This is a genomic window from Streptomyces sp. WAC00040, from assembly GCF_056835925.1.
Map to the genome: position 1 here is coordinate 658,379 of NZ_JAKQZE010000001.1, position 24,289 is coordinate 682,667.

Annotated in this window: 23 protein-coding genes and 2 tRNA genes; 13 read left to right on the plus strand and 12 right to left on the minus strand. The window is 70.4% G+C overall.

Going from position 1 to position 24,289, the window contains the following annotated elements:
• The first annotated feature begins 29 nt into the window (after positions 1-29).
• On the plus strand, positions 30-992 hold the full coding sequence (locus MDN94_RS02980; protein ID WP_482724429.1) for a D-2-hydroxyacid dehydrogenase: 963 nt from the start codon (positions 30-32) through the stop codon (positions 990-992).
• Positions 973-2,358: an amidase gene (locus MDN94_RS02985; RefSeq protein WP_482724430.1), complete on the plus strand. Its 1,386-nt coding sequence runs from the start codon at positions 973-975 to the stop codon at positions 2,356-2,358. The genes MDN94_RS02980 and MDN94_RS02985 overlap by 20 nt, the downstream gene beginning before the upstream one ends.
• A 3-nt stretch (positions 2,359-2,361) precedes the next feature.
• On the opposite strand, the gene MDN94_RS02990 is transcribed toward MDN94_RS02985, so the two are convergent.
• On the minus strand, positions 2,362-2,862 hold the full coding sequence (locus MDN94_RS02990) for a DUF3830 family protein (RefSeq protein WP_482724431.1): 501 nt from the start codon (positions 2,860-2,862) through the stop codon (positions 2,362-2,364).
• Positions 2,863-2,931: 69 nt separating this feature from the next.
• Between MDN94_RS02990 and ehuB the strand changes: the two genes are divergently transcribed.
• From ehuB to MDN94_RS03020, 6 genes are all read left to right on the plus strand, one after another.
• A complete protein-coding gene (gene ehuB, locus MDN94_RS02995) occupies positions 2,932-3,786 on the plus strand; it encodes an ectoine/hydroxyectoine ABC transporter substrate-binding protein EhuB (RefSeq protein WP_482724432.1) in 855 nt (284 codons plus the stop codon).
• Complete coding sequence (ehuC, locus tag MDN94_RS03000) at positions 3,783-4,538, plus strand: ectoine/hydroxyectoine ABC transporter permease subunit EhuC (RefSeq protein WP_482724433.1); 756 nt, start codon at positions 3,783-3,785, stop codon at positions 4,536-4,538. Before ehuB ends, ehuC begins: the two co-directional genes overlap by 4 nt.
• A complete protein-coding gene (gene ehuD / locus MDN94_RS03005; RefSeq protein ID WP_482724434.1) occupies positions 4,535-5,185 on the plus strand; it encodes an ectoine/hydroxyectoine ABC transporter permease subunit EhuD in 651 nt (216 codons plus the stop codon). The genes ehuC and ehuD overlap by 4 nt, the downstream gene beginning before the upstream one ends.
• Positions 5,175-5,939 carry an amino acid ABC transporter ATP-binding protein gene (locus MDN94_RS03010; protein ID WP_482724435.1) on the plus strand — a complete coding sequence of 255 codons (765 nt, stop codon included), beginning with the start codon at positions 5,175-5,177 and terminating at the stop codon, positions 5,937-5,939. The genes ehuD and MDN94_RS03010 overlap by 11 nt, the downstream gene beginning before the upstream one ends.
• 166 nt (positions 5,940-6,105) lie before the next feature.
• A complete protein-coding gene (locus MDN94_RS03015) occupies positions 6,106-6,864 on the plus strand; it encodes an IclR family transcriptional regulator (protein ID WP_482724436.1) in 759 nt (252 codons plus the stop codon).
• A gap of 93 nt (positions 6,865-6,957) precedes the next feature.
• Positions 6,958-7,031: transfer RNA gene (locus MDN94_RS03020), tRNA-Lys, on the plus strand.
• A gap of 110 nt (positions 7,032-7,141) precedes the next feature.
• Here the strand turns inward: MDN94_RS03020 and MDN94_RS03025 are convergent.
• From MDN94_RS03025 to MDN94_RS03040, 4 genes are all read right to left on the minus strand, one after another.
• Positions 7,142-7,537: a hypothetical protein gene (locus tag MDN94_RS03025; protein WP_482724437.1), complete on the minus strand. Its 396-nt coding sequence runs from the start codon at positions 7,535-7,537 to the stop codon at positions 7,142-7,144.
• Between the two features lie 162 nt (positions 7,538-7,699).
• The gene (locus tag MDN94_RS03030) at positions 7,700-8,287 is read right to left on the minus strand and encodes a lytic polysaccharide monooxygenase auxiliary activity family 9 protein (RefSeq protein WP_482724438.1); all 588 of its coding nucleotides are present in this window, start codon (positions 8,285-8,287) and stop codon (positions 7,700-7,702) included.
• A 121-nt stretch (positions 8,288-8,408) separates the two neighbouring features.
• Positions 8,409-9,836 carry an SPFH domain-containing protein gene (locus MDN94_RS03035; RefSeq protein WP_482724439.1) on the minus strand — a complete coding sequence of 476 codons (1,428 nt, stop codon included), beginning with the start codon at positions 9,834-9,836 and terminating at the stop codon, positions 8,409-8,411.
• Positions 9,837-9,916: 80 nt separating this feature from the next.
• A complete protein-coding gene (locus MDN94_RS03040; RefSeq protein ID WP_482724440.1) occupies positions 9,917-11,230 on the minus strand; it encodes a peptidoglycan-binding protein in 1,314 nt (437 codons plus the stop codon).
• Between the two features lie 196 nt (positions 11,231-11,426).
• On the opposite strand from MDN94_RS03040, the gene MDN94_RS03045 reads away from it, so the two are divergent.
• The 3 genes from MDN94_RS03045 to glxA all read left to right on the plus strand — a co-directional run bounded on the left by MDN94_RS03045 (position 11,427) and on the right by glxA (position 15,878).
• Positions 11,427-11,500 (plus strand) — tRNA-Lys (locus tag MDN94_RS03045).
• Positions 11,501-11,973: 473 nt separating this feature from the next.
• On the plus strand, positions 11,974-13,929 hold the full coding sequence (locus MDN94_RS03050) for a glycosyltransferase family 2 protein (protein ID WP_482724441.1): 1,956 nt from the start codon (positions 11,974-11,976) through the stop codon (positions 13,927-13,929).
• The gene (gene glxA, locus MDN94_RS03055; RefSeq protein ID WP_482724442.1) at positions 13,926-15,878 is read left to right on the plus strand and encodes a radical copper oxidase GlxA; all 1,953 of its coding nucleotides are present in this window, start codon (positions 13,926-13,928) and stop codon (positions 15,876-15,878) included. Before MDN94_RS03050 ends, glxA begins: the two co-directional genes overlap by 4 nt.
• Positions 15,879-15,939: 61 nt before the next feature.
• Here the strand turns inward: glxA and MDN94_RS03060 are convergent, their stop codons facing one another.
• From MDN94_RS03060 to MDN94_RS03085, 6 genes are all read right to left on the minus strand, one after another.
• Positions 15,940-16,959 carry a glycoside hydrolase family 6 protein gene (locus tag MDN94_RS03060; RefSeq protein ID WP_482724443.1) on the minus strand — a complete coding sequence of 340 codons (1,020 nt, stop codon included), beginning with the start codon at positions 16,957-16,959 and terminating at the stop codon, positions 15,940-15,942.
• A gap of 174 nt (positions 16,960-17,133) precedes the next feature.
• Positions 17,134-17,820: a class F sortase gene (locus MDN94_RS03065; protein ID WP_482724444.1), complete on the minus strand. Its 687-nt coding sequence runs from the start codon at positions 17,818-17,820 to the stop codon at positions 17,134-17,136.
• A 2-nt stretch (positions 17,821-17,822) separates the two neighbouring features.
• Entirely contained in the window at positions 17,823-18,482 is a 660-nt protein-coding gene (locus MDN94_RS03070; RefSeq protein ID WP_482724445.1) for a hypothetical protein, read from the minus strand.
• A gap of 93 nt (positions 18,483-18,575) precedes the next feature.
• Positions 18,576-19,355 carry an HAD-IIA family hydrolase gene (locus MDN94_RS03075; RefSeq protein WP_482724446.1) on the minus strand — a complete coding sequence of 260 codons (780 nt, stop codon included), beginning with the start codon at positions 19,353-19,355 and terminating at the stop codon, positions 18,576-18,578.
• A gap of 151 nt (positions 19,356-19,506) precedes the next feature.
• On the minus strand, positions 19,507-20,382 hold the full coding sequence (locus MDN94_RS03080) for a hypothetical protein (protein ID WP_482724447.1): 876 nt from the start codon (positions 20,380-20,382) through the stop codon (positions 19,507-19,509).
• A gap of 162 nt (positions 20,383-20,544) precedes the next feature.
• Positions 20,545-21,693, minus strand: a complete 1,149-nt coding sequence (locus MDN94_RS03085; RefSeq protein ID WP_482724448.1) for an ROK family transcriptional regulator — start codon at positions 21,691-21,693, stop codon at positions 20,545-20,547.
• 56 nt (positions 21,694-21,749) lie between these two features.
• On the opposite strand from MDN94_RS03085, the gene MDN94_RS03090 reads away from it, so the two are divergent.
• Both MDN94_RS03090 and MDN94_RS03095 read left to right on the plus strand, forming a co-directional pair.
• Positions 21,750-22,841 carry a Gfo/Idh/MocA family oxidoreductase gene (locus MDN94_RS03090; protein ID WP_482724449.1) on the plus strand — a complete coding sequence of 364 codons (1,092 nt, stop codon included), beginning with the start codon at positions 21,750-21,752 and terminating at the stop codon, positions 22,839-22,841.
• Positions 22,838-23,326: a heme-degrading domain-containing protein gene (locus tag MDN94_RS03095; RefSeq protein WP_482724450.1), complete on the plus strand. Its 489-nt coding sequence runs from the start codon at positions 22,838-22,840 to the stop codon at positions 23,324-23,326. The genes MDN94_RS03090 and MDN94_RS03095 overlap by 4 nt, the downstream gene beginning before the upstream one ends.
• Before the next feature lie 85 nt (positions 23,327-23,411).
• On the opposite strand, the gene MDN94_RS03100 is transcribed toward MDN94_RS03095, so the two are convergent.
• Positions 23,412-24,269: a fumarylacetoacetate hydrolase family protein gene (locus MDN94_RS03100; RefSeq protein WP_482724451.1), complete on the minus strand. Its 858-nt coding sequence runs from the start codon at positions 24,267-24,269 to the stop codon at positions 23,412-23,414.
• Positions 24,270-24,289: the final 20 nt, after the last annotated feature.

Sequence of the window (24,289 nt, forward strand, 5' to 3'; positions counted from 1 at the left end):
GTCAGACGTGAGGAAGCGGTTTCCGCCCGATGTCCGAACCGAAACTTCTCGTACTGGCCGCCGACCCTCTGCCGCGGCTCGGCCGGCTGACCGGAAAGGTCCGTGTGGCCTACGCGGACGAGGAGACTCTCGCTGACCAACTTCCTTCAGCAGATGCCTTGTTGGTATGGGACTTCACCTCCGACGCGGTCCGCCGGGCCTGGCCGGGCGAGGGCCCGAGACCGCGCTGGGTGCACACCCCGAGCGCCGGAGTGGACCGGCTGCTCTGCCCGGAACTGGCCGAATCCGACACCGTCGTGACCAACGCCCGCGGAATCTTCGAGGCGCCCATCGCCGAATACGTGGCCGCCCTGGTCCTGGCGATGGCCAAGGACCTGCCCGGCACCCTCGACCTCCAGCGGCAGCGGCGCTGGCGCCACCGCGAGGGACTGTCGGTGGCCGGGACACGGGCCGCGGTGGTCGGAGCGGGACCCATCGGCCGGGCCATCTCCCGCACGCTCAGGGCGCTCGGGATCCGCACCGCCGTCGTCGGCCGGACGCCCCGCGACGGCATCCACGGCGTCCGCGACCTCGATCCGCTGCTGGCCCGGGCGGACTGGGTGGTGTGCGCGGCGCCCCTCACCGACGACACCCGGGGCATGTTCGACGCCCGGCGCTTCGATCTGATGCAGCCCTCCGCACGCTTCGTGAACGTCGGACGCGGACCGCTCGTGGTCGAGAGCGACCTCGTCGCCGCGCTCGACAAGCGGTGGATCGCCGGAGCCGCCCTCGATGTCTTCGAGCACGAGCCGCTCGTGCCCGACAGTCCGTTGTGGGACACGCCGGGCCTGATCGTCTCGCCGCACATGAGCGGAGACACGGTCGGCTGGCGCGACCGGCTCGGGGAACAGTTCGTCGACATGTACGAGCTGTGGTCCGCCGGAAAGCCCCTTCCGAACGTGGTCGACAAGAAACGTGGGTACGTCCCCATGCATGACGACTCGCCTGACTGACCTCACCGCACGTCGACTACTGGCCGGCTACCGAAAGGGCGACTTCTCCCCCGTCGAGGCGACCCGCGCGGCACTGGAACGGATCGAAGAGACGGAACCTCGGGTCAACGCCTTCGTCCGGGTCGATGCGGAGGAGGCCATGGCCGAGGCGGAGGCGTCGGCCCGGCGATGGCACCGCGGTGAGCCGGAAGGGCTGCTGGACGGGGTGCCCGTCACGGTGAAGGACATCCTGCTGCAGCGCGGCGGCCCGACACTGCGCGGCTCATGGACCATCGGCGGCGACGGCCCCTGGGACGAGGACGCGCCGTCGGTCGCCAGGCTGCGCGCCCACAACGCGGTGTTCCTCGGCAAGACGACGACCCCTGAGTTCGGCTGGAAGGGCGTCACCGACTCTCCCCGGCACGGGGTGACCCGCAACCCCACGGACCCGTCGCGCACCGCGGGCGGCTCCAGCGGCGGGAGCGCGGCGGCCGTGGCACTGGGCGCGGGCGCGCTGTCGCTCGGGACGGACGGCGGGGGCTCGGTCCGGATCCCGGCATCCTTCTGCGGCGTCTTCGGGCTCAAACCGACCTACGGGCGGGTACCGATGTATCCGTCGAGCCCCTTCGGGACGCTGGCCCACGTCGGGCCGCTGACACGGGACGCGGCGGACGCGGCGCTGATGCTCGACGTGATCACCGGCGAGGACTGGCGGGACTGGTCCCACCTGGGCCCCTCCTCCTCGGTGGCCGCGGGCCTCGCCGAGGGCGTCAAAGGCCTGCGGGTCGCGTACTCACCGTCGTTCGGCGGCCAGGTCGCGGTGCGGCCCGCCGTCGCGGCTGCGGTACGGCGGGCCGTGGGCGCGCTGGCGGAGGCCGGGGCGTACGTGGAGGAGACCGACCCCGACTTCACCGACCCCGTCGGGGCCTTCCACACCCTGTGGTTCAGCGGCGCGGCGCGGTTGGTCCAGCACCTGGGCACGAAGCAGCGCGATCTGCTCGACCCCGGCCTCCGGGAGATCGTCGCGGCCGGGGCGGAGTACAGCGCGCTCGACTATCTGACGGCGGTCGACACACGGATGGCGCTGGGCCGGCGGATGGGCCGCTTCCACACGTCGTACGACCTGCTGGTCACACCGACGCTGCCGATCACGGCGTTCGAGGCGGGCGCGGAGGTCCCCGCGGGCTCACCGCACCACCGCTGGACGGGGTGGACCCCGTTCACCTACCCCTTCAACCTGACGCAGCAGCCCGCGGCGTCGGTGCCGTGCGGCACGGACGACGCGGGCCTGCCGATCGGCGTCCAACTGGTCGGACCACGGCACGCGGACGCGGTGGTGCTGCGCGCGGCGCACGCGCTGTACGAGTCGGGCGTCCCGGGCATGTGACCACTACGCCCGCCGGAAGGACAGCGTCTCCCCCGCCGCCCCCGTCCGCCACAGGTCCTGGCACGCGTCGGCCATCACGTCGAGCCCTTCCACGACCTCGCCCCAGACGATGCCCGGTACCCAGCCGGTGTCCCCGTTCAGCAGCAGGTTGTTGCGTTCGTAGAACAGCGCGAGGTCCACGACCGTCGCCCGCCCCCGGTGGGCGGCGGTGGCCCCGTAGCCGTAGGAGTCGGTGCCCAACTGCACGTCCGTGAAGGTGAAATAGCACAGATCACCCGGGATGGGGGTGACCGTCGGGTTCTCCAGCGGTGGCTCCTGTGCGGCGAAGGCCGGCAGCAGCGCATAGATCTCATTGCGCGCATATTTCGCGTGGTAGACATCTCCGCCGAGCGGCAGTGCCTCCCACACCGCCGCGCAGGTCATTGGGGCTTTGTCGAAGAGCAGGCGGGCGGTGCACTCCACGCCTCGCTTGCTCAAGGCAACGGTCAGGTATCGGTCGGCCATTACGTACGCATACCCGAGGAGCGCCCGGGTAGCCGCGCGCCCATGGCTCGTACAAGACAACCAGGATCGATGAGCAGACGCGCCCTGTTGCTCGGCACGGCGGCCGCCGGCGCGCTGACCGTCGCCGGTGCGGCGGGGTGCAGTCGTGTGCCTTCCGGCGACGCGCTGGCCCGGCTGAAGTCCCAGGGCACCGTGCGCCTCGGCATCGCGGGCGAGGTGCCCTACGGCTATGTCGATGAACAGGGCGAGTTCACGGGCGAGGCCCCTGAGCTGGCCCGGGTCATCTTCCAGCGGCTCGGGATAGACAATGTCCAGCCGGTCGCGACCGACTTCGCCTCCCTCATACCCGGGCTGAACTCTCAGCAGTTCGATGTGGTCTCCGCCGGGATGTACATCAACAAGGAGCGGTGCGCGCAGGTCGTCTTCGCCGACCCCGAGTACCAGATGCTCGACTCGTTCATCGTGCGCAAGGGCAACCCGAAGAACCTGCGCACCTACGAGGACGTGGTGAGGACAAAGGCGAAATTCTCCACCGGAACGGGCTACGCCGAGATCGCCTACGCAGTGGCCGCGGGCATTCCGGAGAAGGACATCGTCATCCTCCAGGACCAGGTGGCCGGGCTGAACGCCGTCGAGTCCGGTCGCGTGGACGTCTTCGCGGGCACGGCACTGACCGCCCGCGAGGTGGTGAAGAAGAGCACCAAGGCGGAGGCTACCGAGCCGTTCGCGGCCGTCGTCGACGGCGAGAAGCAGATCGACGGCGGCGGGTTCGCGTTCCGGCCGACGGACACCGAACTGCGTGACGCCTTCAACGTCGAGATCCACAAGATGAAGAAGAGCGGCGAGCTCTTCCGCATCCTGAAGCCGTTCGGCTTCACGAAGAACGAGATGACCACGCTCACTGCCGAGGAGCTGTGCCGATGACAGCCGGACTCTGGCAGAACTGGGTGCTGCCCGGTATCTGGATCACCGTTCAACTGCTGGTCTACAGCGCGGCGCTGGCGGCCGCCGTCGCCTTCGCCGTCGGCACGGCACGCACCCACCGCTCGCGGACCGTCCGCTTCCTGGCGGGCTTCTACACCGAGATCTTCCGGGGCACCTCCGCGCTGGTGCTGATGTTCTGGCTGTTCTTCGTGGTGCCCCCGCTGATGGGTTGGCAGCTCGTCCCCATGTGGGCCGCCGTGCTGGCACTCGGCCTGTCGTACGGCGCATATGGCGCCGAGATCGTGCGGGGAGCGCTGAACTCGGTGGCCGTCGCGCAGCGCGAGGCCGGCATCGCGCTGAGCTTCACGCCGTGGCAGCGGCTGCGGCTGATCCTGCTGCCGCAGGCGGTGCCGGAGATGATGCCGTCGTTCTGCAACCTGCTGATCGAGCTGCTCAAGGGCACGGCCCTGGTGTCGCTACTGGGTGTGGGCGACGTCTCCTTCGCCGCCTACCTGGTGCGGCTGGCCACACAGGAGAGTGCGCAGATCTACACGATCAGCCTGGTCATCTACTTCGTGCTCGCCTTCGCCCTGACGCGTTCCATGAAGGCGCTGGAGCGCAGGACCAAACGGAACATCGGCATCGAGTCGCCGCCCGGTCTGCTCGGCGGCCTGTTCGCCAAGGGCCCGGGCCGTGAGCGCGCCGAGGACAAGCTCGCCGGTACCGCGGTGGCGGGGGGTGCTGCGAAGTGACCTGGGACTGGTCCGCGATCGCGGACTTCATGCCGCGCTTCTGGGACGGCGTGCTGATCACGCTGCAGGTGCTGGTGCTCGGCTCGCTGATCTCGTTCACCCTCGGCCTCGTCTGGGCGATCGCGTTCAGGGCGCCGACCCGTTTCGTCCGGTGGCCGGTGAACCTCGTCACCGAGTTCATCCGCACCACCCCGCTGCTGGTGCAGTTGTTCTTCCTCTACTTCGTGCTGCCGGAGTGGGGCGTGCAGTTCTCCGCCCTGACCACGGGCACGATCGCGATCGGGCTGCACTACTCGACGTACACCGCGCAGGTCTACCGCGCCGGCATCGAAGCCGTGCCGCCCGGGCAGTGGGAGGCGGCGACGGCACTGAGCCTGCCCGCCCACCGCACCTGGATCGCGGTCATCCTGCCGCAGGCCGTGCGCCGGATCACGCCCGCGCTCGGCAACTACGTCATCGCGATGCTCAAGGACACTCCGCTGCTCGCCGCCATCGGCGTGCTGGAGCTGCTCCAGCAGTCGCGACTGGAGAGCGCGTCGACGTTCCAGTACACCGAGCCGCTGACCCTGATCGGCATCGCCTTCGTCCTCATCGCCTATCCGGCTTCACTTCTCGTACGAGCCCTGGAGCGCCGCCTTGTCCGCTGACCTCACCGACACCACGCCCGAGAACCTGATCCGGTTCGACAACGTCACCAAGAGATTCGGCGACAACACGGTCCTCGACGACCTCTGCTTCTCGGTCCGCCCGGGCAAGCACGTCACGCTGATCGGTCCGTCCGGCTCGGGCAAGACCACGATCCTGCGGCTGCTGATGACTCTGGAGAGGCCCGACGAGGGCACGATCCAGGTGAACGGCAACCGGCTCTACCCGGCCCCCGAGAAGGAGCGCCGCGAGGCGCGCAAGAAGATCGGCATGGTCTTCCAGCAGTTCAACCTGTTCCCCAACATGACCGTGCTGCGGAACCTGACGGAGGCCCCGGTCCGGGTGCTGGGCCTCTCCAAGGACGAGGCCGAGGTCCGCGCCAAGGAGCTCCTCGACCTGGTGGGGCTGGCCGACCGCTGCGACGCGAAGCCGACGCAGCTCTCCGGCGGCCAGCAGCAGCGGGTGGCGATCGCCCGGGCGCTGGCCATGCGGCCGCAGGTTCTGCTGCTCGACGAGGTCACCTCGGCGCTCGACCCCGAGCTGGTCGCCGGCGTGCTGGACCTGCTGCGCGACATCGCGCGCACCACCGACATCACCATGCTCTGTGTGACCCATGAGATGAATTTCGCCCGTGACATCTCCGACGACGTGCTCATGTTCGACGCCGGGAAGGTGATCGAGTCCGGTCCGCCGGAAAAAATGTTCTCGGATCCGGAGCACGAACGTACTCGCGAATTCCTCGGTGCGGTGCTCTGACCTCTCGCTCCCTCCGTCAGGCATGCCTCTGACATATGCCATGGTGATGCGCCCCAGCGTGTGACGCGGGGCGCCTCATCATTTACGCCAACAGACGCCCAACGAACGGGCCTTGGCCGCTATCGTGGTAAAGAACCTTGCGGTAACAACCTGCTAGGGGGAAACCGTGGCGCTGAAGCCCGAGCCGACCGCGCCGTTCCACTCGGTGCAATACGTCTTGCGCGTCCTGGAGACGATCTCCAAGCACAGTGGCGGAGTCACCGACGTCCAGATCGCACGGGAGACCGGCCTGCCGACCGGCCACCTCGCCCCGCTGCTGGCCATGCTCCGCCGCGAGGCGTATGTGGAGCAGGTCGCCGACGGCGCCTATGTGATCGGCGAATCACTGGTCCTGCTGGGCTCCGGCGCCACCCGCAAGGAGGCCCTGGCGGCCAAGCTCCAGGACACCCTGACCGAGCTGCGCGACTCGGTCGGCGCCGCCGTCTACATCAGCCGTTACATCGACGGCGAGGTCAAGATCACCCAGTTCGCCGACGGCCCGGGCACGCCCAAGGTGAACGAGTGGGTGGACTTCCGCTCCGCCGCCCACGCCAGCGCGGTCGGCAAGTGCCTGCTGACCCAGCTCGACGTGAACGGCCGCCGCGACCATCTCTCCCGGCACAAGATCGCCCGTCTCACGTCGCGCACGATCACCAGCGAGCGACTGCTCTTCTCCAAGCTGGACAGCCAGCCGCCGACTGTCCCCGTCCTTGACCTCCAGGAATACGCGGTGGGCACCGTCTGCGCCGCCGTACCGCTGACGGCCGGCTCTTCCGTGGGCTGCCTGGCGCTCTCCCTGCCGGTCGAGCACGCGCACCGGCTGCGCTCGGCCGCCGAAACCCTGAACCGCCGGGCGGCCCCGGTGGTGCTCTCGCTCTCGATCTAGAGCCGTCCGCGGCGCCGCCTCGTACCTGGTCCGGAGCACCCCTTCGGACCAGGTACTATTAATGAGTCAGCCGCGGAGCGGCAGACGAAAGAGGCGCCGCTAGCTCAGTTGGTTAGAGCAGCTGACTCTTAATCAGCGGGTCCGGGGTTCGAGTCCCTGGCGGCGCACAACCAAACCCTGTGGGGCATTCCGGTGATCCGGGATGCCCCACAGGGTTTTCCGTGCGAGGTGCGCCTCGGCCGTTCGGCGCCGGCCCGTTGCGCCGATGTGGCCCTCCTCACAGCTCGTACGGATACAGGGCGACCTTCTCCCGCTCCGCGTGGATGTCGATCCATGACCCGAGGGCCCCGTCCGGCAGCGGGCCGGCCAGGTCCAGGAGGATCAAGGTCCCCGCCAGGTCCAGGACGGCGGCGGCACGGGCGACCTCGTCGAGCCGGCCGCGCAGCAGCAGACCGTCCGGCAGCGCGCCGATCCGGTAGGACTGCTCGGGGGCGGGATGCGTGTTGGCCAGCCAGGCCACGTCCTCGTCGACGGTCCACTCTGCGTCGTACCGGCCGGGCAGCGCGGCGGGGTCACCGCACCAGCGGGCGACGACCGGTCCGATGGGGGTGCGGGCGTGCGCGAGGCACAGTCCGCCGGGGAGCTGTTCGGTTTTCTCAAGATCGATCAGCATGGCTGTGGGCGGCCCTCCGGACGGCGGAGGAGGGATCGATTCACGGTCATCCGATGATCCTGCCAGGTGCACCCGCTGTCCATGACCATCTTGGGGCACAACGGGCACACGACCGCGGCGACCCCCGGCGGAAGGGGTCGCCGCGGCGTGACCGGCCTGCGGTCAGAACTGCACGTCGGAGCAGGCGTAGAAGGCGTTCGCCGTGTCGTGCACCGTCCATACCGCCAGGATCAGATGGCGGCCCGACCGCTGGGGAAGGTTGCCGGAGTGGGACAGGGTGGCCGGCGGCTGCTGACCGCCGTAGGGGATGGTCAGGAAGGGCTGCGACTCCAACGCGGCCCTGGTCAGCGGCTGGCTCGGGTTCCAGCCGGCCTTGGTGATGAAGTACTTGAAGTCGGTGGTGCGGTGCCTGGCGGTGAACTGCCAGCGGAAGGTGTAGTTCTGGCCCGAACCGACCTTGGTGGTGGGCCACGCCCCGCCGCGCGGGTTGTCCAGTTCGGCGAACTGGCCGTTGCCGCCCGCACAGATCTTGCCGTCGGCCGGACCCGCGGCAGGGAAGCCCTTCGGGCCCTCGACGCTCTGCGGCTCCCACTGGATCTGGCCGCAGTCGCTCACCGTCTTGTTGGCGCAGAGCTTCTGCCGGCTGATCGGTGAGTCGGTGTAGCCGTGGCTGCTCGCGCTGCCGGTGGCGAGCAGAGTCGCACCCGTCACGACGAGGCCGACCGCGGCCGCGCCTATCTTCTTTCGCATGCTTGGCTCCTGGTAGAACGTGGGGGAGTTCCGAGGCACTTGCTGCACGCGTGCGGTATCGCTTGTTCCGGTCTAGACCAAGTTCCAATGTATTGAGGCCCGTTGGCGTTGTCCAGACCAATCACGGGGCCTCGACGGCACCCGCCCGACCCGTGTAGAAGGCAACGGTCAGATCCTTGACCAGTGCGTTGCGTTCGTAGTCGTCCAGGTCGACCAGACCACGCGCGGTCAGCCGGCCCACCGTCTCCTCGACCGCGTCCACCACCGAAGTCAGCACGGTGTTCCGGTGCTTGGCGTCGATGGCCGCGACGCGGCGGCGCTGCATCGCCGCCGCCACCTCCGGCGCGTAGTCGATGCCCACCGGCTGCGCGGAGAAGACCTCGATCCCCACCGCCGCGCACTGCGCCGCCAGCATCTTCGTCAGCCTGTCACCGACCGCCTCCGCGTTGCGCAGCGTCGGCACCGCCGGCAGGAAGGCGTCGGCGGGCAGTTGCGAGATGACCCGTGCGGTGGCCGCCTCCACCTGTTCCCGCAGATACGCCTCGTGGTCGGCGACGCCGAGCGCGGCGCGCGCCGTGTCCTTGACCCGCCACACCACCAGCACCACCGCACGCAGCGGCGTTCCCTCGGCATCGACGGCGGCCATGGGCTCGCTGCGCCAGTGCCGCAGCCGTACGTCGATCCGCCGGCGCAGCACCAGCGGGCTGACCCACACCAGCCCGGTACGCCGCACGCTGCCGCGGTAGTCGCCGCAGAGCGTGAGCACCCACGCCCGGCCGACCTTGCCCCGCCCGAGTCCGCCGAGCGAGAACAGCGCAAGGATCACCCCGAGCGTGAGCAGGCACCACAGCCAGATCCCGATGCCCCCGAACGGCGGCGGGGTCAGCCCGAACGGTGTCGCGAGCGCGTCCGGCACCACCCCGGTCCCCCAGATCACCGCACCGATCCCGGCCAGCGAGCAGCCTCCCGCGACGAGCGCCGTCCACCCCGGTAGTACGGGTCCGGGGCGCTCGGCGAACTGCGGATCGACGGACGGCGCGGGCCGGGCCGCGGCGGCCTTCCGCGATCCTGGCTCCTGCGGTCCGGGCTTGTGCCATTCCGGCTTCCAGGGTCGGGCCCCGCCCTCGCCCGGCCGGCGCGGATCGGGCCCGTCCGGGTGCTCGTGGGGGCGGCGCTTCGACGGATCGGGCTGGTCCGTATCGGCCTTCCGGGTGTCCGGCTTCCGCGGATCCGTCTTCCGCGGATCCGTCTTCCGCAGATCCGGCTTCCGCAGATCCGGCTTCCGCAGATCCGGCTTCTGCAGGTCGAGGGTGACCGGCTCGGTGTCGGGCCGGGCACCCTCGAGCGTGGTGGGCGGCTCGTGCCCGACCCTCGGCTGCTCGCCCGTGCCCTGCCGCCGGGAGACGACGGTGGGCCGCAGCGGGGCCGCTTCGTCCCTGAACAGCAGGTGGACGGGGATCTCGGTCGTGGTCTCGCTCGCGATGACGAAGTTCCGCCGCGGGCTCTCGGACGGCACGGTGCCCTCCGGCTCCGACGTCGTGGTGTTCATGCCTGCCGCCTTAGCTGGTCGCTGTTGTGTCGTCGGGTGTGCTCGTGCCCGGCGCCATGGGACCGGGTCGTAGGAGGGTCCTAGGAGAAGAGACGCCTCCAGGTATCCGGCCCCGGATAGCCGTCCGCTTCCTTGCCGCGCCAGCCCTGGGCGCGCTGGAACGCCTGGACGTTGCGGCGGTCCGCCTCGCGCCACCGCGTGTCCGGTCCGGACGTGTAGTCCTTGCCGTACCCGCGCTCGACCAGGCGCTTGCCCAGTTGGGTGACGTACGCGCTGGAGCGGCCGGGCCGGAAGTGGGCGCGCCCGGGGAAGGCCGGCTTACCGGCGTTCGGGCCGTTCGTCGCCGGCTTCGCGGCGTGGATGTGCTTGCCCTGCTTGTTCACCAGCAGCCGCCAGGTGTGCGGCCCCGGATAGCCGTCCGCCTCCTTGCCGCGCCAGCCCTGGGCGCGTTGGAACGCCTGGGTCGCCAGCCGGTCGGCCTCCGTCCAGCGCGGATCGGGTCCCTCGCGGTAGAACCGCTTGCCGCCGCGCGCCACGAGCATCTCGCCGAGGCGCGTGACGGACGCGTTGATCGTGCCGGGTCCGAAGCGGGAGACGTCCGGGAAGGGAACGCCCTCCCGCTGCCCCCCGCCGGTGTCGGTGTCGGCGCCGGTGCCGGTGCCGGTGCCGGTGCCGAGGCCCTTGTAGCGGTAGGCGACGTAGGAGGCGGAGTTGTTCCAGTAGGCCATCGGCGTGGCCCGTTTGCGGGTGTGCGGCTTGGTCTGCTCGTACGCCGTGTAGTAGGTGTGCGTGTAGTCGGTCCAGCCGCCGAAGATCGTGACGTGCGAGCCGCCCGACGGGTCGGCGGGATTGTGGAAGAGCAGGATGTCCCCGGCCTGGAGATCGTCGCGCATGATCCGGTCGCCGAACTGGGCGAGGCTTCCGGTCCACTCGTTCTTCTCCAGGTTCCAGGCCATCGACACATAGCCGGAGCAGTCCTGGCGGTACCCGTCGGACCAGTACTTCGACATGCTGTACGGCACCTTGGCGTCGACCCATTTCTTGGCGCGGTTGATGATCTCCGCGCGGGTGCTGGCGCGCAGCGGCGCCTTCGCGGTGGCGGGCAGGCCGGCGGCGCCGTGCAGCGGCGCGGTGCCGCCCTGCTCGGTGGGCGGCCCCGGGTCCGCGGTCCGCTCCCCGGATCGCACGGCGGCGGGCGAGGCGTTCTTCGCCGTCGCCCCCGTTCCTGTGGCTCCCAGGACGACCCCGGCGGCGGTGACCACGACCAGCGCCCTGCGGCGGCCCTGCGCCGAGGGGTGTTCCCCGGCGGCGGGCGCGCGGCGGCGGTGCGCGCAGCCCGCGCAGTCGCAGTCCGCGGCGGGCTCGAACTCCTCGAAGACCGGTACGGCAGCCATGTCCGTCCCCTCCGCACTCAGCAAGATCTTCTGACGATGTTTCACGGGCGCCAGTGTCCCAGCGGTATGGACATAATGCATTTTGACGGATCAAAGATTAAAAAAGATGATTCGACAGGCCGTGGCGCGTCTTCGCGACGACTGATGCCCGCACGGAGCACCCCCGGAGTTCCGGTAGAGTTCTCCAGGTCAGCAGGCGCCGCTAGCTCAGTTGGTTAGAGCAGCTGACTCTTAATCAGCGGGTCCGGGGTTCGAGTCCCTGGCGGCGCACGCGGAACCGAGGCCCCCTCGCCACAGGCGAGGGGGCCTCGGTCGTACCGCCGACGCCCACATGGGTCGCGCGTACGATCATTTCCAGCCAATGCCTACCGGTCGGAAACCTCCCGTCCGAGAGGGTGTCAAATCGCGCATACGATCGGTTAACGGCCCGTTTCACCCTTGCGATCATGACGGGGCTCCGAGAACCTATGGTGGAGCCGGTCACCCCAATTGGACGCCCGGTTTGGGCAGTTGGGCGCGGTTTCGGGGGCCGCTTCCGGTGCGCGGAGCAAGGGGCGGGGGCCCCGTCACGGTCGGAACACGAGGCGGGCATCATGCAACCGAAGGGTGACCGTTTCATGTCTGTAGGGACGGTGGCCAGCCACCACTGACACGCCCGGGACAGCAGGTACAGGGGATCCTGCGGCTCCAGGTGACACGACCGACCACAGCACGCGCCGGACCCGCGTGCGGGGGGATGATCAATGACGTCGATGCCGGACGGCACCGGGCAGCCGGAAGACTCTTCGCGGACCACGCAGTTGCGGGTGCCCGCGCACCTGCGTGCCGCCACCGCGCGGCTGCGCCCCAGGAAGGCGCTGCCGCGCTACGACTACGAGCACTACAGCCGGCTGGCGGGCCCCCTCACGCAGCCCGACCCGAATCGGCCGTACAAGGTCCGGTACCGCTCCCTGCTCTCGCAGGAGCCCCACCGAATACGTGCCGCGCTGCTGCTCGGGGCGGCGCCGCTGCTGTCGCTGGGACTGTTCGCCTGGCTGATGCAGCCGCAGCACTGGACCGACCGCGACCCGAACCTCAAGAACGACCTGCTGCTCGTCCTCGACATCGTCATGCTCGTGTCGATCGGTCTGATCGAGCTGTTCCGGACGATGAACGTACTGTCCAACGCCCACGCGACGCTGGTGGCACGCGACCCGGTGCCGGTGGTTCCGGAGTCCGGCACCCGCGTCGCCTTCCTCACCTCCTTCGTGCCGGGCAAGGAGCCCCTGGAGATGGTGACGAAGACCCTGGAGGCAGCGGTGAAGATCCGGCACCGGGGTCCGATGCACGTCTGGCTCCTCGACGAGGGCGACGACCCGGCCGTCAAGGAGGTCTGCGCCCGTCTCGGTGTCCATCACTTCTCCCGCAAGGGCGTCGCCAGGTGGAACCAGGAGAAGGGCGCGCACCGGGCGAAGACCAAGCACGGCAACTACAACGCCTGGCTCGAGGCGCACGGCGGCGACTACGACTTCTTCGCCTCCGTCGACACCGACCACGTCCCGCTCCCCAACTACCTGGAGCGGATGCTCGGCTACTTCCGCGACCCCGACGTCGGCTTCGTCATCGGCCCGCAGGTCTACGGCAACTACGACACCTTCGTCACCAAGGCCGCCGAGTCGCAGCAGTTCCTCTTCCACGCCCTGATCCAGCGGGCGGGCAACCGCTACGGGGCACCGATGTTCGTCGGCACGTCCAACGCCGTGCGCATCAGGGCCATCAAGCAGATCGGCGGCCTGTACGACTCGATCACCGAGGACATGGCCACCGGCTTCGAGATGCACCGCGCCACGAACCCGGCCACCGGTAACAAGTGGCGCTCGGTCTACACGCCCGACGTCCTGGCCGTCGGCGAGGGCCCCACGGCCTGGACCGACTTCTTCACCCAGCAGCTGCGCTGGTCCCGAGGCACGTACGAGACGATCCTCAAGCAGTACTGGAAGGGCTTCGGCACCCTGCCGCCCGGCAAGCTCTTCAACTACACGATGATGATCATCTTCTATCCGATGTCGGCCCTCAACTGGATCCTCGCGGCGCTGAGCTGCGCGCTGTTCCTGGGCATGGGCGCCTCCGGTGTGCAGATCGACCCGGCCATCTGGATGATGCTCTACGGCAACGCCTCCGCCCTCCAGATCGGCCTGTACATCTGGAACCGCCGCCACAACGTTTCGCCGCACGAGCCGGAGGGCTCCGGCGGCCTGGCCGGCATGGTGATGTCGGCGCTCTCCGCGCCCATCTACGCCCGTTCACTGATGGACGCCGTGCTGCGGCGCAAGAGTTCGTTCGTGGTGACGCCTAAGGGCGACTCGTCCAGCCCCGACACCCTCTTCGGCACGTTCCGCATCCACCTGTTCTTCATCGCCGTCTTCGGGGGCTCGCTCGCCTCGTCGTTCTGGTTCGGGCACAACCATCCGGCGATGATCACCTGGGCGTCCCTGGCGCTGCTGATCACGGCCGCGCCCATCTTCGCCTGGCGGCACGGCATCGCCGCGGAGAAGAAGAAGCGCAGGAGAGGGCGCACGGGAGAAGGGCCCCCGGACGGGCCGGGCTCCGGCGGACCTCACGTGCCGCAGGAACGGCCCCGCTTCGCGGATCCCCGACCAGGTCCCGGAGCGGCCACGGACCAGACCATGCAGATAGCCCTTGGGGGACGTAAGAAATGAGCACGATGCCCGCGCGGCCGAACCACCGCAAGAACCGCGCCCGCCGAATAGCCATCGGCGCGGCGGTGATCGTGGTGGTCGCCGGGTTCAACGGACCCGCCATCTGGCGCTTCGGCTCGGAGCAGTACCACGACTACGAGATCAACAAGCCGGAGTACAAGGCGGCGAACGGACACTGGGACTTCCTCGACGTCCCCTCCGAGTTCAGGATCAACAGCATCCACGCCGCGCTGCTGCACACCGGCAAGGTGCTGCTCATCGCCGGCTCCGGCAACAACCAGAAGAACTTCGACGCGAAGAAGTTCGAGTCGGTGCTGTGGGACCCGAAGACGAACAAGTTCAAGAAGATCCCCACCCCCAAGGACATGTTCTGCGCCGGGCACACCCAGCTGCCCGACGGCAAGCTGCTGGTCGCGGGCGGCACCAAGCGGTACGAGAAGCTCAAGGGTGACGTCACCAAGGCCGGCGGCCTGATGATCGTCCACAACGAGGATCCGGACGCGCCCAAGACCCTGCCCGCCGGTACCAAGTTCACCGGGAAGAAGAACGGCAAAACGTTCGTCTCCAAGGACCCGGTCCTGGTGGAGAAGGCGAAGAAGGTCTTCGATCCGAAGACCGGCCGCTTCCTGCGCACCGAGGCGGGCCTCGGCCGCATCTACGTCGAGGCCGAGCAGTCGGGCAAGCAGTACGAGACCGGCACCGAGGACAACTACCGCGTGCAGGGCCTCAAGGGATCCGACGCGCGCAACGTCTACGGCATCGCCCAGAAACTCGCCCTCGACAAGAAGGACTTCCAGGGCATCAAGGAGGCCTTCGAGTTCGACCCGGTCGCGGAGAAGTACGTCCCCGTCGACCCCATGAACGAGGCCCGCTGGTATCCCACGCTGACCACCCTCGAGGACGGCAAGGTCCTCTCTCTCTCCGGCCTGGACGAGATCGGGCAGATCGTTCCCGGCAAGGACGAGATCTACGACCCGAAGACGAAGACCTGGGAGTACACCGGGGTCATCAGGAAGTTCCCCACCTACCCGGCGATCTTCCTGATGGACAACGGCAAGCTGTTCTACTCCGGCTCCAACGCCGGTTACGGGCCCGCCGACGTGGGCCGCGACCCGGGCGTCTGGGACCTGGACACCAACAAGTTCACCAAGATCCCCGGCCTGTCCGACCCCGACCGGATGGAGACCTCCGCGACGGTCATGCTGCCGCCCGCCCAGGACCAGAGGTTCATGGTCATCGGCGGCGGCGGGGTCGGAGAGTCGGAGAAGTCGAGTGAGAAGTCCCGGCTGGTCGACCTCAAGGCCGACAACCCCCGCTTCAAGGACGGACCCTCGCTGGACAGGGGCACCCGCTACCCGAGCGCCTCGCTGCTGCCCGACGACTCCGTGCTCGTCACCGGCGGCTCCGAGGACTACCGGGGGCGCGGCGGATCCGATGTGCTCCAGGCCCGCACGTACGACCCGAAGACGGGGACGTACAAGCGCGTCGCCGACCCTGCCGTTGGCCGCAACTACCACTCCGGTTCCGTGCTGCTGCCCGACGGGCGGGTCATGATCTTCGGCTCGGACTCCCTCTTCTCCGACAAGGCCAACACCCGGCCGGGCGTCTTCGAGCAGCGCATCGAGATCTACACCCCGCCTTACCTCTACCGGGACGGCAGGCCCGAGGTGACCGGCGGGCCGAAGACGATCGAACGCGGCGAGAAGGGCACCTTCAAGGTCGAGAGCGGGAAGGCGCTGAAGACGGCGAAGCTGATGCGTCCGAGCGCGGTCACCCACGTCACCGACGTCGACCAGCGCTCGATCGCGCTGGAGATGAAGAGGACCGCGGACGGCGTGGAGATCACCGTGCCCAAGAACAGGGCACTCGTGCCGTCCGGTTACTACATGTTCTTCGTGACGGACGAGGCCGGCACACCGTCCGAGGCGGTGTGGGTCGAGGTCCCGTAACGGCCCCTGGACGCGGGAGGGCCCGGCAGCGCGTCCCCGGCTGCCGGGCCCTCCCGTATCCCTACTTGGTGTTCCGTGCCAGACCGAGCGCGTACTCGGGCCACCAGTCGCCCGCCTTGGGGCCGCCCTTGCAGTCGCCGTCGGACTCGCCGGGCCGCTTGACCCACAGATAGGCGTCGACGAGAGGGTCACCGGTCTTGGTGGTCGGCGGCTCACCCAGCGCACGGCCGGGCGGGTTGCACCAGTTCTCCGCCGGATCGCCCTCTGTGTAGGGGCCGTTGCCGTTGCGGCTGGTGTCGATGACGAAGTGCTTCCCGCCGAACTTCTCCGAGAGCTTCTTGCCGAACTGCTTGCTGGCGTCGGTCGGGTAGAAGTTGGAGACGTTCACCGCGAAACCGTCGGCCTGCTCCACCCCGGCCCGCTTCAGCGGCTCGTACAGCGCGTCCGGGTTGGACCAGCCCGCGTTGCCGGCGTCCAGGTACACCTTCGCCCCCGGCTGCTGCTTCAGCCTTTCCACGGCTCCCTTGAGCAGGTCGTACCGCTCCTCGTGGAACTCCTGCGGGGTGCAGCTGTCCACCAGGTGCAGCACCGCGTCCGGCTCGAGGATCACCGTGGCCCGCCGGTCGCCGATGCCCTTGGCGACGCTGTCGACCCATGCCCGGTAGGCGTTCCCGTCGGCGGCGCCGCCCTTGGAGAACTGGCCGCAGTCGCGGTGCGGGATGTTGTAGAGGACGAGCACGGCGTCCCGGTCGGCCTTCGCGGCAGCCTCGGTGATTCCCTCGGCCTCCGCCTCCGGATCGTCCGGGCCGATCCATTCGCCGGCCGGCTGCGCCGCGATCTTCGTGATCAGTTCGGCGTTCTCCGTCTCGCCGTCCTCGCGGTAGGCGGCGACCTGCCGGGCCGCCTTGCCGTCGGGGTTGACCCAGAACGGGTCGTCGCCCTTGGGCTGCTGGCTGACGACCGGCCGGTCGTCCTTGCCGCCGTCGCCGTCGGAGGAACAGCCCGCCGTCAGCAGCACCGCTCCAGCGGCGGCCAGGCACGCGCCCGTCCGGGCACCCAGACCGACCAAACTGCGGTACATCCACTCCCCCTTGGTGCACAGTGCGTACGGTCCGGTCCCGTGGGTCCACCCGGACAGGACCGGTCGATCCATCCTGGCACACGCGGGGCGGCGCTCCTCGGGTCCGCCCGCTGTCGTCGGCATACCGTGACGAGCGCCTGCCACAGCGCCGCGGCCGCGTGCCCGAGCCGTCCGTCAGGCCGCCGAGACGCCCGTCAGATACGAGTACACGACGACGTTCGCCGTGTAGGTGCCGGCCGCGCGGTCGAAGGTGCCGCCGCAGGTGATGAGGCGCAGTTCGGCACGGCCCTCCTGGCGCGGGCCGTAGACCTTCTGCGGGTCGAACCGGTCGCGGGAGAAGACCTTGACGTCCTCGATGGTGAACTCCGCGACGGAACCGTCGGCCCGGGTCACCTCGATCCTCTCGCCCGGCCGGGCGGCGCTCAGCCCGTAGAACACGGCAGGCTTCGTCTCCGTGTCGACGTGCCCGACGAGCAGCGCGGCGCCGGGCTCCCCGGGCTCGGTGCCGTCTCCGTACCAGCCCACGGTGTGCGGCGTCTCCAACGGGGGCGGGTCGACCGCTCCGGCGGCGTCGAGGCCGCGCGGCACGACGGGCGCGGCAATGCCGACGGCGGGGACAGACACCCGTCGGGGCTCGGCGGCGTCGATCGGCCGGTGCGGGGCGGGCATCGGGATGCCGGGCGGGCGGCCCACCGCGGCGATGTCGCCGGTGGTCGGCGCGGAGCTGCCGAGGTGCGCGCCCGGGGCCTCGCTCCCCCACAGCCACAGCCCGAGGACCAGCACCGCCCAGGCCACTCCGGTGACGAGCCGGCCGTTGCCGGGAGTGGCGGACGGGGGCGCGTGACGGTCGGCGCCGGACATGACTAGTCCGCGCCCGTCCGCCGGCGGCGGCGGGCGCTGCGCAGGGCCACGGCGACAGCGGCCACGCCCGCGAGGGCGAGGCCGATGACGGTCTGCGGGGTGCTGGGCCCGGCGTCGTCCGCGTCGACGGTCGAGACCGGGGCGGCGAGCACGGCGCCGCCGCCACCCGCCCGTACGGGGGCGACGGGTGATTCGTGGGGCGTTGGCGCGCCGGGGGACGGGCGGTCCGGTGGTTCCTCGTACCCGGTGGTGTGCGACGGTCTCGGCTTCGACGGCTGCGACGGTCGCGCCGGGTGGGACGGCCGGTGCGGGTGGCGCTCGACCTGGACGCTGCCCGCGTCCCGGTGGTCGCGGAGGTCGCAGGTGACCCGCAGGGCGTAGGTGCCGGGCTCGGCGTCGGCTCTGACCTTCGCCCTGCCGGTCAGCCAGCCGTGCCCGCCCTTCGCCGACAGTTCGGCGGCGCCGACGAAGGCGTGGGACCGGGCGGCGCCGGATCTGTCCCGGCAACCCACGACGCGGATCTCGACCTCGCCGCCGGGCCGGGTGGCGGCGGGGTCCACCGTGGCCTTCACGGAGTCGCCGGCGAAAGCGTCGGTCGCGGGCGCCATGACCAGCACGGCGGCCACCCCTGCCACACGGAATGCTATGGAACCAGTACGCATCGTGAACCTCCTGATACCGCCAGAGTCACGCGTCTGGGTCGTTTCCGCATCCGCAGGGCCGGCCGCCGATGCCGGCCGGCGTCGCTGACCTGCTCAGATACGGTCGACGAGGTCCGCGATCGAGTCGACGACCTTGGACGGCCGGAACGGGTAGCGGTCGACCAGAGCAGGCGTCGTGGACCCGGTGAGCACCAGGAAGGTCTCCATGCCCGCCTCGAGCCCGGCGAGCACGTCGGTGTCCATGCGGTCGCCGATCATCGCGCTGGTCTCGGAGTGCGCGCCGATGGCGTTCAGGCCGGTCCGCATCATCAGTGGGTTGGGCTTCCCCGCGAAGTACGGGTCCTTGCCGGTCGCCTTGGTGATCAGCGCGGCGACGGAGCCCGTCGCGGGGAGCGGCCCCTCCGCGGAGGGGCCGGTGTTGTCGGGGTTGGTGCAGATGAACCGGGCGCCGCCGTTGATCAGCCGAATCGCCTTGGTCAGCGACTCGAAGCTGTAGGTGCGGGTCTCGCCGAGCACCACGTAGTCGGGCTCGTGGTCGGTGAGGATGTAGCCGATGTCGTGGAGCGCCGTGGTCAGCCCGGCCTCGCCGATGACGTAGGCGGTGCCGCCGGGCCGCTGGTCGTCGAGGAACTGCGCGGTGGCCAGCGCCGACGTCCAGATGTTCTCCACCGGCACGTCGAGACCCATGCGGGCCAGGCGTGCGTGCAGGTCGCGGGCCGTGTAGATGGAGTTGTTGGTGAGGACCAGGAACGGCTTCCCGGTCTCCCGCAGCTTCTTGATGAAGGCGTCGGCGCCGGGAATCGGGACGCCCTCGTGGATGAGGACACCGTCCATGTCGGTGAGCCAGGATTCGATCGGCTTGCGCTCTGCCATCAGACGGACTCCTGCCGGTGCATGTGTGCGTGCTGGGGCGCCGCGACTGCGCTGTGGCGACTCCGCACAGCCTAATCAGGATGTCTGGAATCTTGACCCGCACGGTCAGCGGCCCGTCTGGGCACCGGCGCGGCCCGAGGGCCGGCGCGGCTCAGCGCCGGCGGAGCCGGTCGACGCGCCGGCGGCGCGTGAGGAGCGCCAGGGCGCCGGCGCCGAGCAGGATCGCGCCGCCGATCCCGACGCCGATACGGGTGAGCGGTCCGGAGCCGGTGGTGGCGAGCTGGCCGGAACGGCTCGGCGACACCCCGGCGGGCGTGACCGGGGCCGGCGAGGCGCTGCGGGACGGGTCCGTGGTGGTCCGGGCGGGGCTGGGCTCGGCCGACCGGTCCCCCTCCCCCGCCACGACGGTGAAGCGGTGGTCCCCCGAGGCCCCCACCCAGTCGCCGTCGTCCCCTTTGCGCTGCACGACGGCGGCGTTGACGGTGACCGTGTTCGAAGGCGTGTCGGCGGAGAGCGAGAGCCTGGTCCGTACGGTGAGCGTCCCGCCGGCGGGTACGACGAAGCCCTGGAAGCCGTCGAAGACGCCGACGATCTCGTCCTCGGTGGTCTCCTCGAGCACGACCGGGCGCCACCGTTCCGCGTCCCCGTCGTAGAACTCGAGCGCGACGCGGTCCTCGGTGAGTCCGCGGTCCTGGGCGGTGAGGACGATCACGGGGTGGATCCGGTGGCAGGTCTCGCGGGTGCTGTTCGTGAGCTCCACCGACCAGGAGTGGAAGCCCGACCCCGCCCGGACGGTTGTGGGACCGCCATCGATCCGGGTCCCGATCGGGAACACCGGGTCGGAGACCTTGCCGCAGGTGGGCGCGCGGTCGCCGGACCTGTCCTCGGCCGGCGCGGTGGACGCGGCGAACGTGGCGGTGACGGGCCGCTGGGGGCCGCGGGCAGCGATGGCGGCGGAGCCGCTGACCACCGCGGACGTGATCATCGCCGCGACGGCTCCGAGGGCGAGGGCATTGCGCGTTCGCATGAGAGGCAGGCCTTTGCTTGCTCGCGTACTGCCGGGATCGCCCGGGCTCGGCCCGGGACCGTGCCATGTGTGCCCGTCGGCGCGGGCACCGCGGGCCCGGTACGGCCGATCAGCGGCAGAACGCCCTTCCTGTCAGCGTATTTCCGGCGCCGGGTGATTGGCCTACGGTCCCTCCGGGGACGCGGCGGCCGGAGCGACCGCTTGCGACCGGCCGAAGAGCGGGGCGAGCACGAGCTGGGCGGCACCGTCGGCGACGGTCTGCTCCCCGTCCCCCGCGGCAGCCGTCACGGGGACATCGGCGAGCTGGGCGAGCACGGCCCGCACTCCCTGTACGAACTCGCCCGCATGGGCGTCGACGACACGGCCGCCCAGGAGGACCCGTTCGATGTCGAGGAGTTCCACGAGGTTGGTGGCGCCGACGCCGAGGACACGGGCGGCGCCCGCGATGTCGCCACGGGCGACCGCTTCCAGGCAGAGCACCTCGATACAGCCGCGTCTGCCGCAGGTGCACAGGGGCCCGTCGAGCTGGATCACCTGGTGGCCGAACTCGCCCGCGCCGGTGTGTGCGCCCCGGTAGAGCACGCCGCCGAGGACGAGTCCGGCTCCCAGCCCGGTGCCGAGGTGGAGGTACGCGAAGGAGTCGCCGGGGCCGCGCAGGGCGATGCCGAGGGCCGCGGCGTTGGTGTCCTTGTCGAGGACGACGGGCAGCCCGAGACGTCCGGCGAGGACGTCCCGCAGCGGAAAGCCCTCCCACTGCGGGAAACCCGTGACGCGCTGGGTCACGCCGTTGAAGTGGTCGAGCGGTCCCGGCATGGCGACGCCGACCCCGAGCACCCGCAGACCGGCGACACCGAGGACGAGACCGGCGGGTCCTGCCGGGTCCGCGTCGGCCAGGAGGACCCCGACCTCTGCCACCGCCCTGGTGACGACCGCGTCGGTGCCCGCGCCGAGGTCCAGCGGGACCTTCCGGCCCGCGACACGGGTGCCCGCGAGGTCGACCAGGACCACCGTCAGCTCGTCCCGGTCCAGATGGACGCCCAGCGCGTACCCCGCGGAGGGCACCAGGCGCAGCACCGTCCGCGGTTTACCGCCGGTCGACGCGCGCTGTCCCGCCTCCTCGACCGTGCCCTCCTCGCGCAGCCGGGCGACAATCTTGCTGACGGCCTGGGGTGTGAGCCCCGTGCCGTCGGCCAGCTCGAGCCTGCTGATGCCGCCCTCGCCCGCTGATCGCAGCAGGTCGAGGACGAGCGCCGCATTGTGGCTGCGCAGCGCGGGCAGATTGGCTCCCACTCCCGCCATGCTCCTGTTCACCACTCCATTGTCCGCCCCGCTTGCAGTTTGGCAACACCGTTGCTTAAGTGGACGGCATGACTGGTACCGGCTCTCCCCTCCGCGTCGCACTCATCGGCTACGGCCTGGCGGGCTCCGTCTTCCACGCCCCGCTGATCGCCGCCACCGAGGGACTCGTCCTCGACACGGTCGTCACCTCCAGCCCGGAACGGCAGGAGCAGGCCCGCACCGCATTCCCCGGTGTCCGCGTCGAGGCGTCGCCGGACCGCCTGTGGGCCCGGGCCGACGAGCTCGACCTCATGGTCGTCGCCACACCGAACAAGACGCATGTCCCGCTCGCCCGCGCCGCCCTCGAAGCGGGTACCGCGGTCGTCGTCGACAAGCCCCTCGCCGGTACGGCCGCCGAGGCGCGGGCGCTCGCCGCCCTGGCCGCCGAGCGCGGTCTCGTGCTCTCCGTGTTCCAGAACCGCCGCTGGGACAACGACTTCCTGACCCTGAAGAAGCTCATCGAGGCCGGCGAGCTGGGCGAGGTGCAGCGCTTCGAGTCCCGCTTCGAGCGCTGGCGCCCGCAGCTCAAGGGCGGCTGGCGCGAGTCGGGCGACCCGCAGGAGATCGGCGGCCTCCTCTACGACCTCGGCAGCCATGTCGTCGACCAGGCGCTGACCCTCTTCGGCCCCGCGGTGCGGGTGTACGCGGAGTCCGACGTGCGCCGCGCCGGCGCGCAGGCCGACGACGACACCTTCATCGCGATCACGCACGAGAACGGCGTCCGCTCGCACCTGTACGTCAGCGCCACGACCGCGCAGCTCGGCCCTCGATTCCGGGTTCTGGGCTCCGCAGGCGGGTACGTGAAGTACGGCTTGGACCCGCAGGAGGACGCTCTGCGCGCCGGCCGCCGTCCGGACGACGACGAGCCGTGGGGCGTGGAGCCGGAGTCGATGTGGGGCCGGGTCGGTGCGGGAGAGTCGCCGCTGACGGGCGGGGGCACTCCCGTGGAGACCGTGCCGGGCGACTACCCCGCGTACTACGCGGCGGTCGCCGCCGCGGTGCGCGACAAGGCCGCTGCGCCGGTCACCGCGGAGGAGGCCGCGGCCGCCCTGGACGTACTGGAGGCCGCCCGCCGTTCCGCCCGTGAAGGGATCACCGTCACCGTGGAGGTCACCGCATGAACACGGACACGATGAAGCCGGTCCCCCACCTCACCGTCGACGAGATCGTCCAGCAGGAGCGGCGGCTCACGCTGCGCCGGTTCACCCACGCCGACGCGTGGGCGCTCGGCAGCATGCTGGTCGAGATGGCGCACCTGCGCGAGGCTCCGGTCGCCATCGACATCCGCCGCGGGGCGCAGCAGCTGTTCCATGCCGCGCTGCCGGGCTCGAGCGCCGACAACGACGCGTGGATCGACCGCAAGCGGCGGGTCGTGGAGCGGTACGGCGAGAGTTCGTACCTGGTCGGGGCACGCCACCGTGCCAAGGGCACCACGTTCGAGGAGTCCTCACGGCTGGACCCGGACCTGTACGCGGCGCACGGCGGTTCGTTCCCGATCACGGTCGTCGGAGCCGGCGTCGTCGGCTCGGTGACGGTGTCGGGTCTGCCGCAGGCCGAGGACCACGCGATGGTGGTCGAGGCGCTGGAGCGCTTCATCGCCAGGTGAGACCGTTCGGGTCCGTGCGGTGCGACGGGCGCGGTCCGTTGCCGCGTCCGCCGCACCGCACGGACCCCGTCATGGGCGATTGGGCTCAGGCGTCCTTGAGCTCCTGGCGCTGGCGGCCGAGGCCGTCGATCTCGAGCTCGACCACGTCACCGGCGCGCAGGAACGGCTTGGGCTCGGGCTGCCCGAGTGCGACGCCCGCCGGCGTACCGGTGTTGATGACGTCGCCCGGGTACAGGGCCATGAACCGGCTGACGTACCGGACGACGTCGGCGACCGGGAAGATCTGGTCGGCGGTCGTGCCGTTCTGCTTGAGCTCGCCGTTGACCCACAGCCGCAGTCCCAGGGCCTGCGGGTCCGGCACCTCGTCCGCGGTCACGAGCCACGGCCCCAGCGGGTTGAACGTCTCGCAGTTCTTGCCCTTGTCCCAGGTGCCGCCACGTTCGATCTGGAACTCGCGTTCCGACACGTCGTGGGCGACGGAGTAGCCGGCGACGTACGACAGCGGGTCCTCGTCCGGCTCGATGTAGCGGGCCGGACGTCCGATGACCACGGCGAGCTCGACCTCCCAGTCTGTCTTGCGGCTGCCGCGCGGGACGAGCACGGTGTCGTCCGGTCCGACGACGGTGTCGGCGGCCTTGAAGAAGACGACCGGCTCCGCCGGAGGCTCGGCGCCGGTCTCCGCGGCATGGTCGTGATAGTTCAGCCCGATGCACACGACCTTCCCGATCCGGCCCACCGGCGGCCCGACGCGGAGCCCGGCCCCGTCGAGCACGGGCAGGTCACCGGCCTGGGCCGCGGCCCTGATCCGGTCGAGGGTGGCGGCGTCGGCGAGCAGCGCCCCGTCGATGTCCGTGACGAGACCGGACAGGTCGCGCAGCGTCCCGTCCTGGTCGAGCAGAGCGGGACGCTCGGCGCCTGCCGTGCCGACACGCAGCAACTTCATGGTCAGTCTCCCCTGGTCGA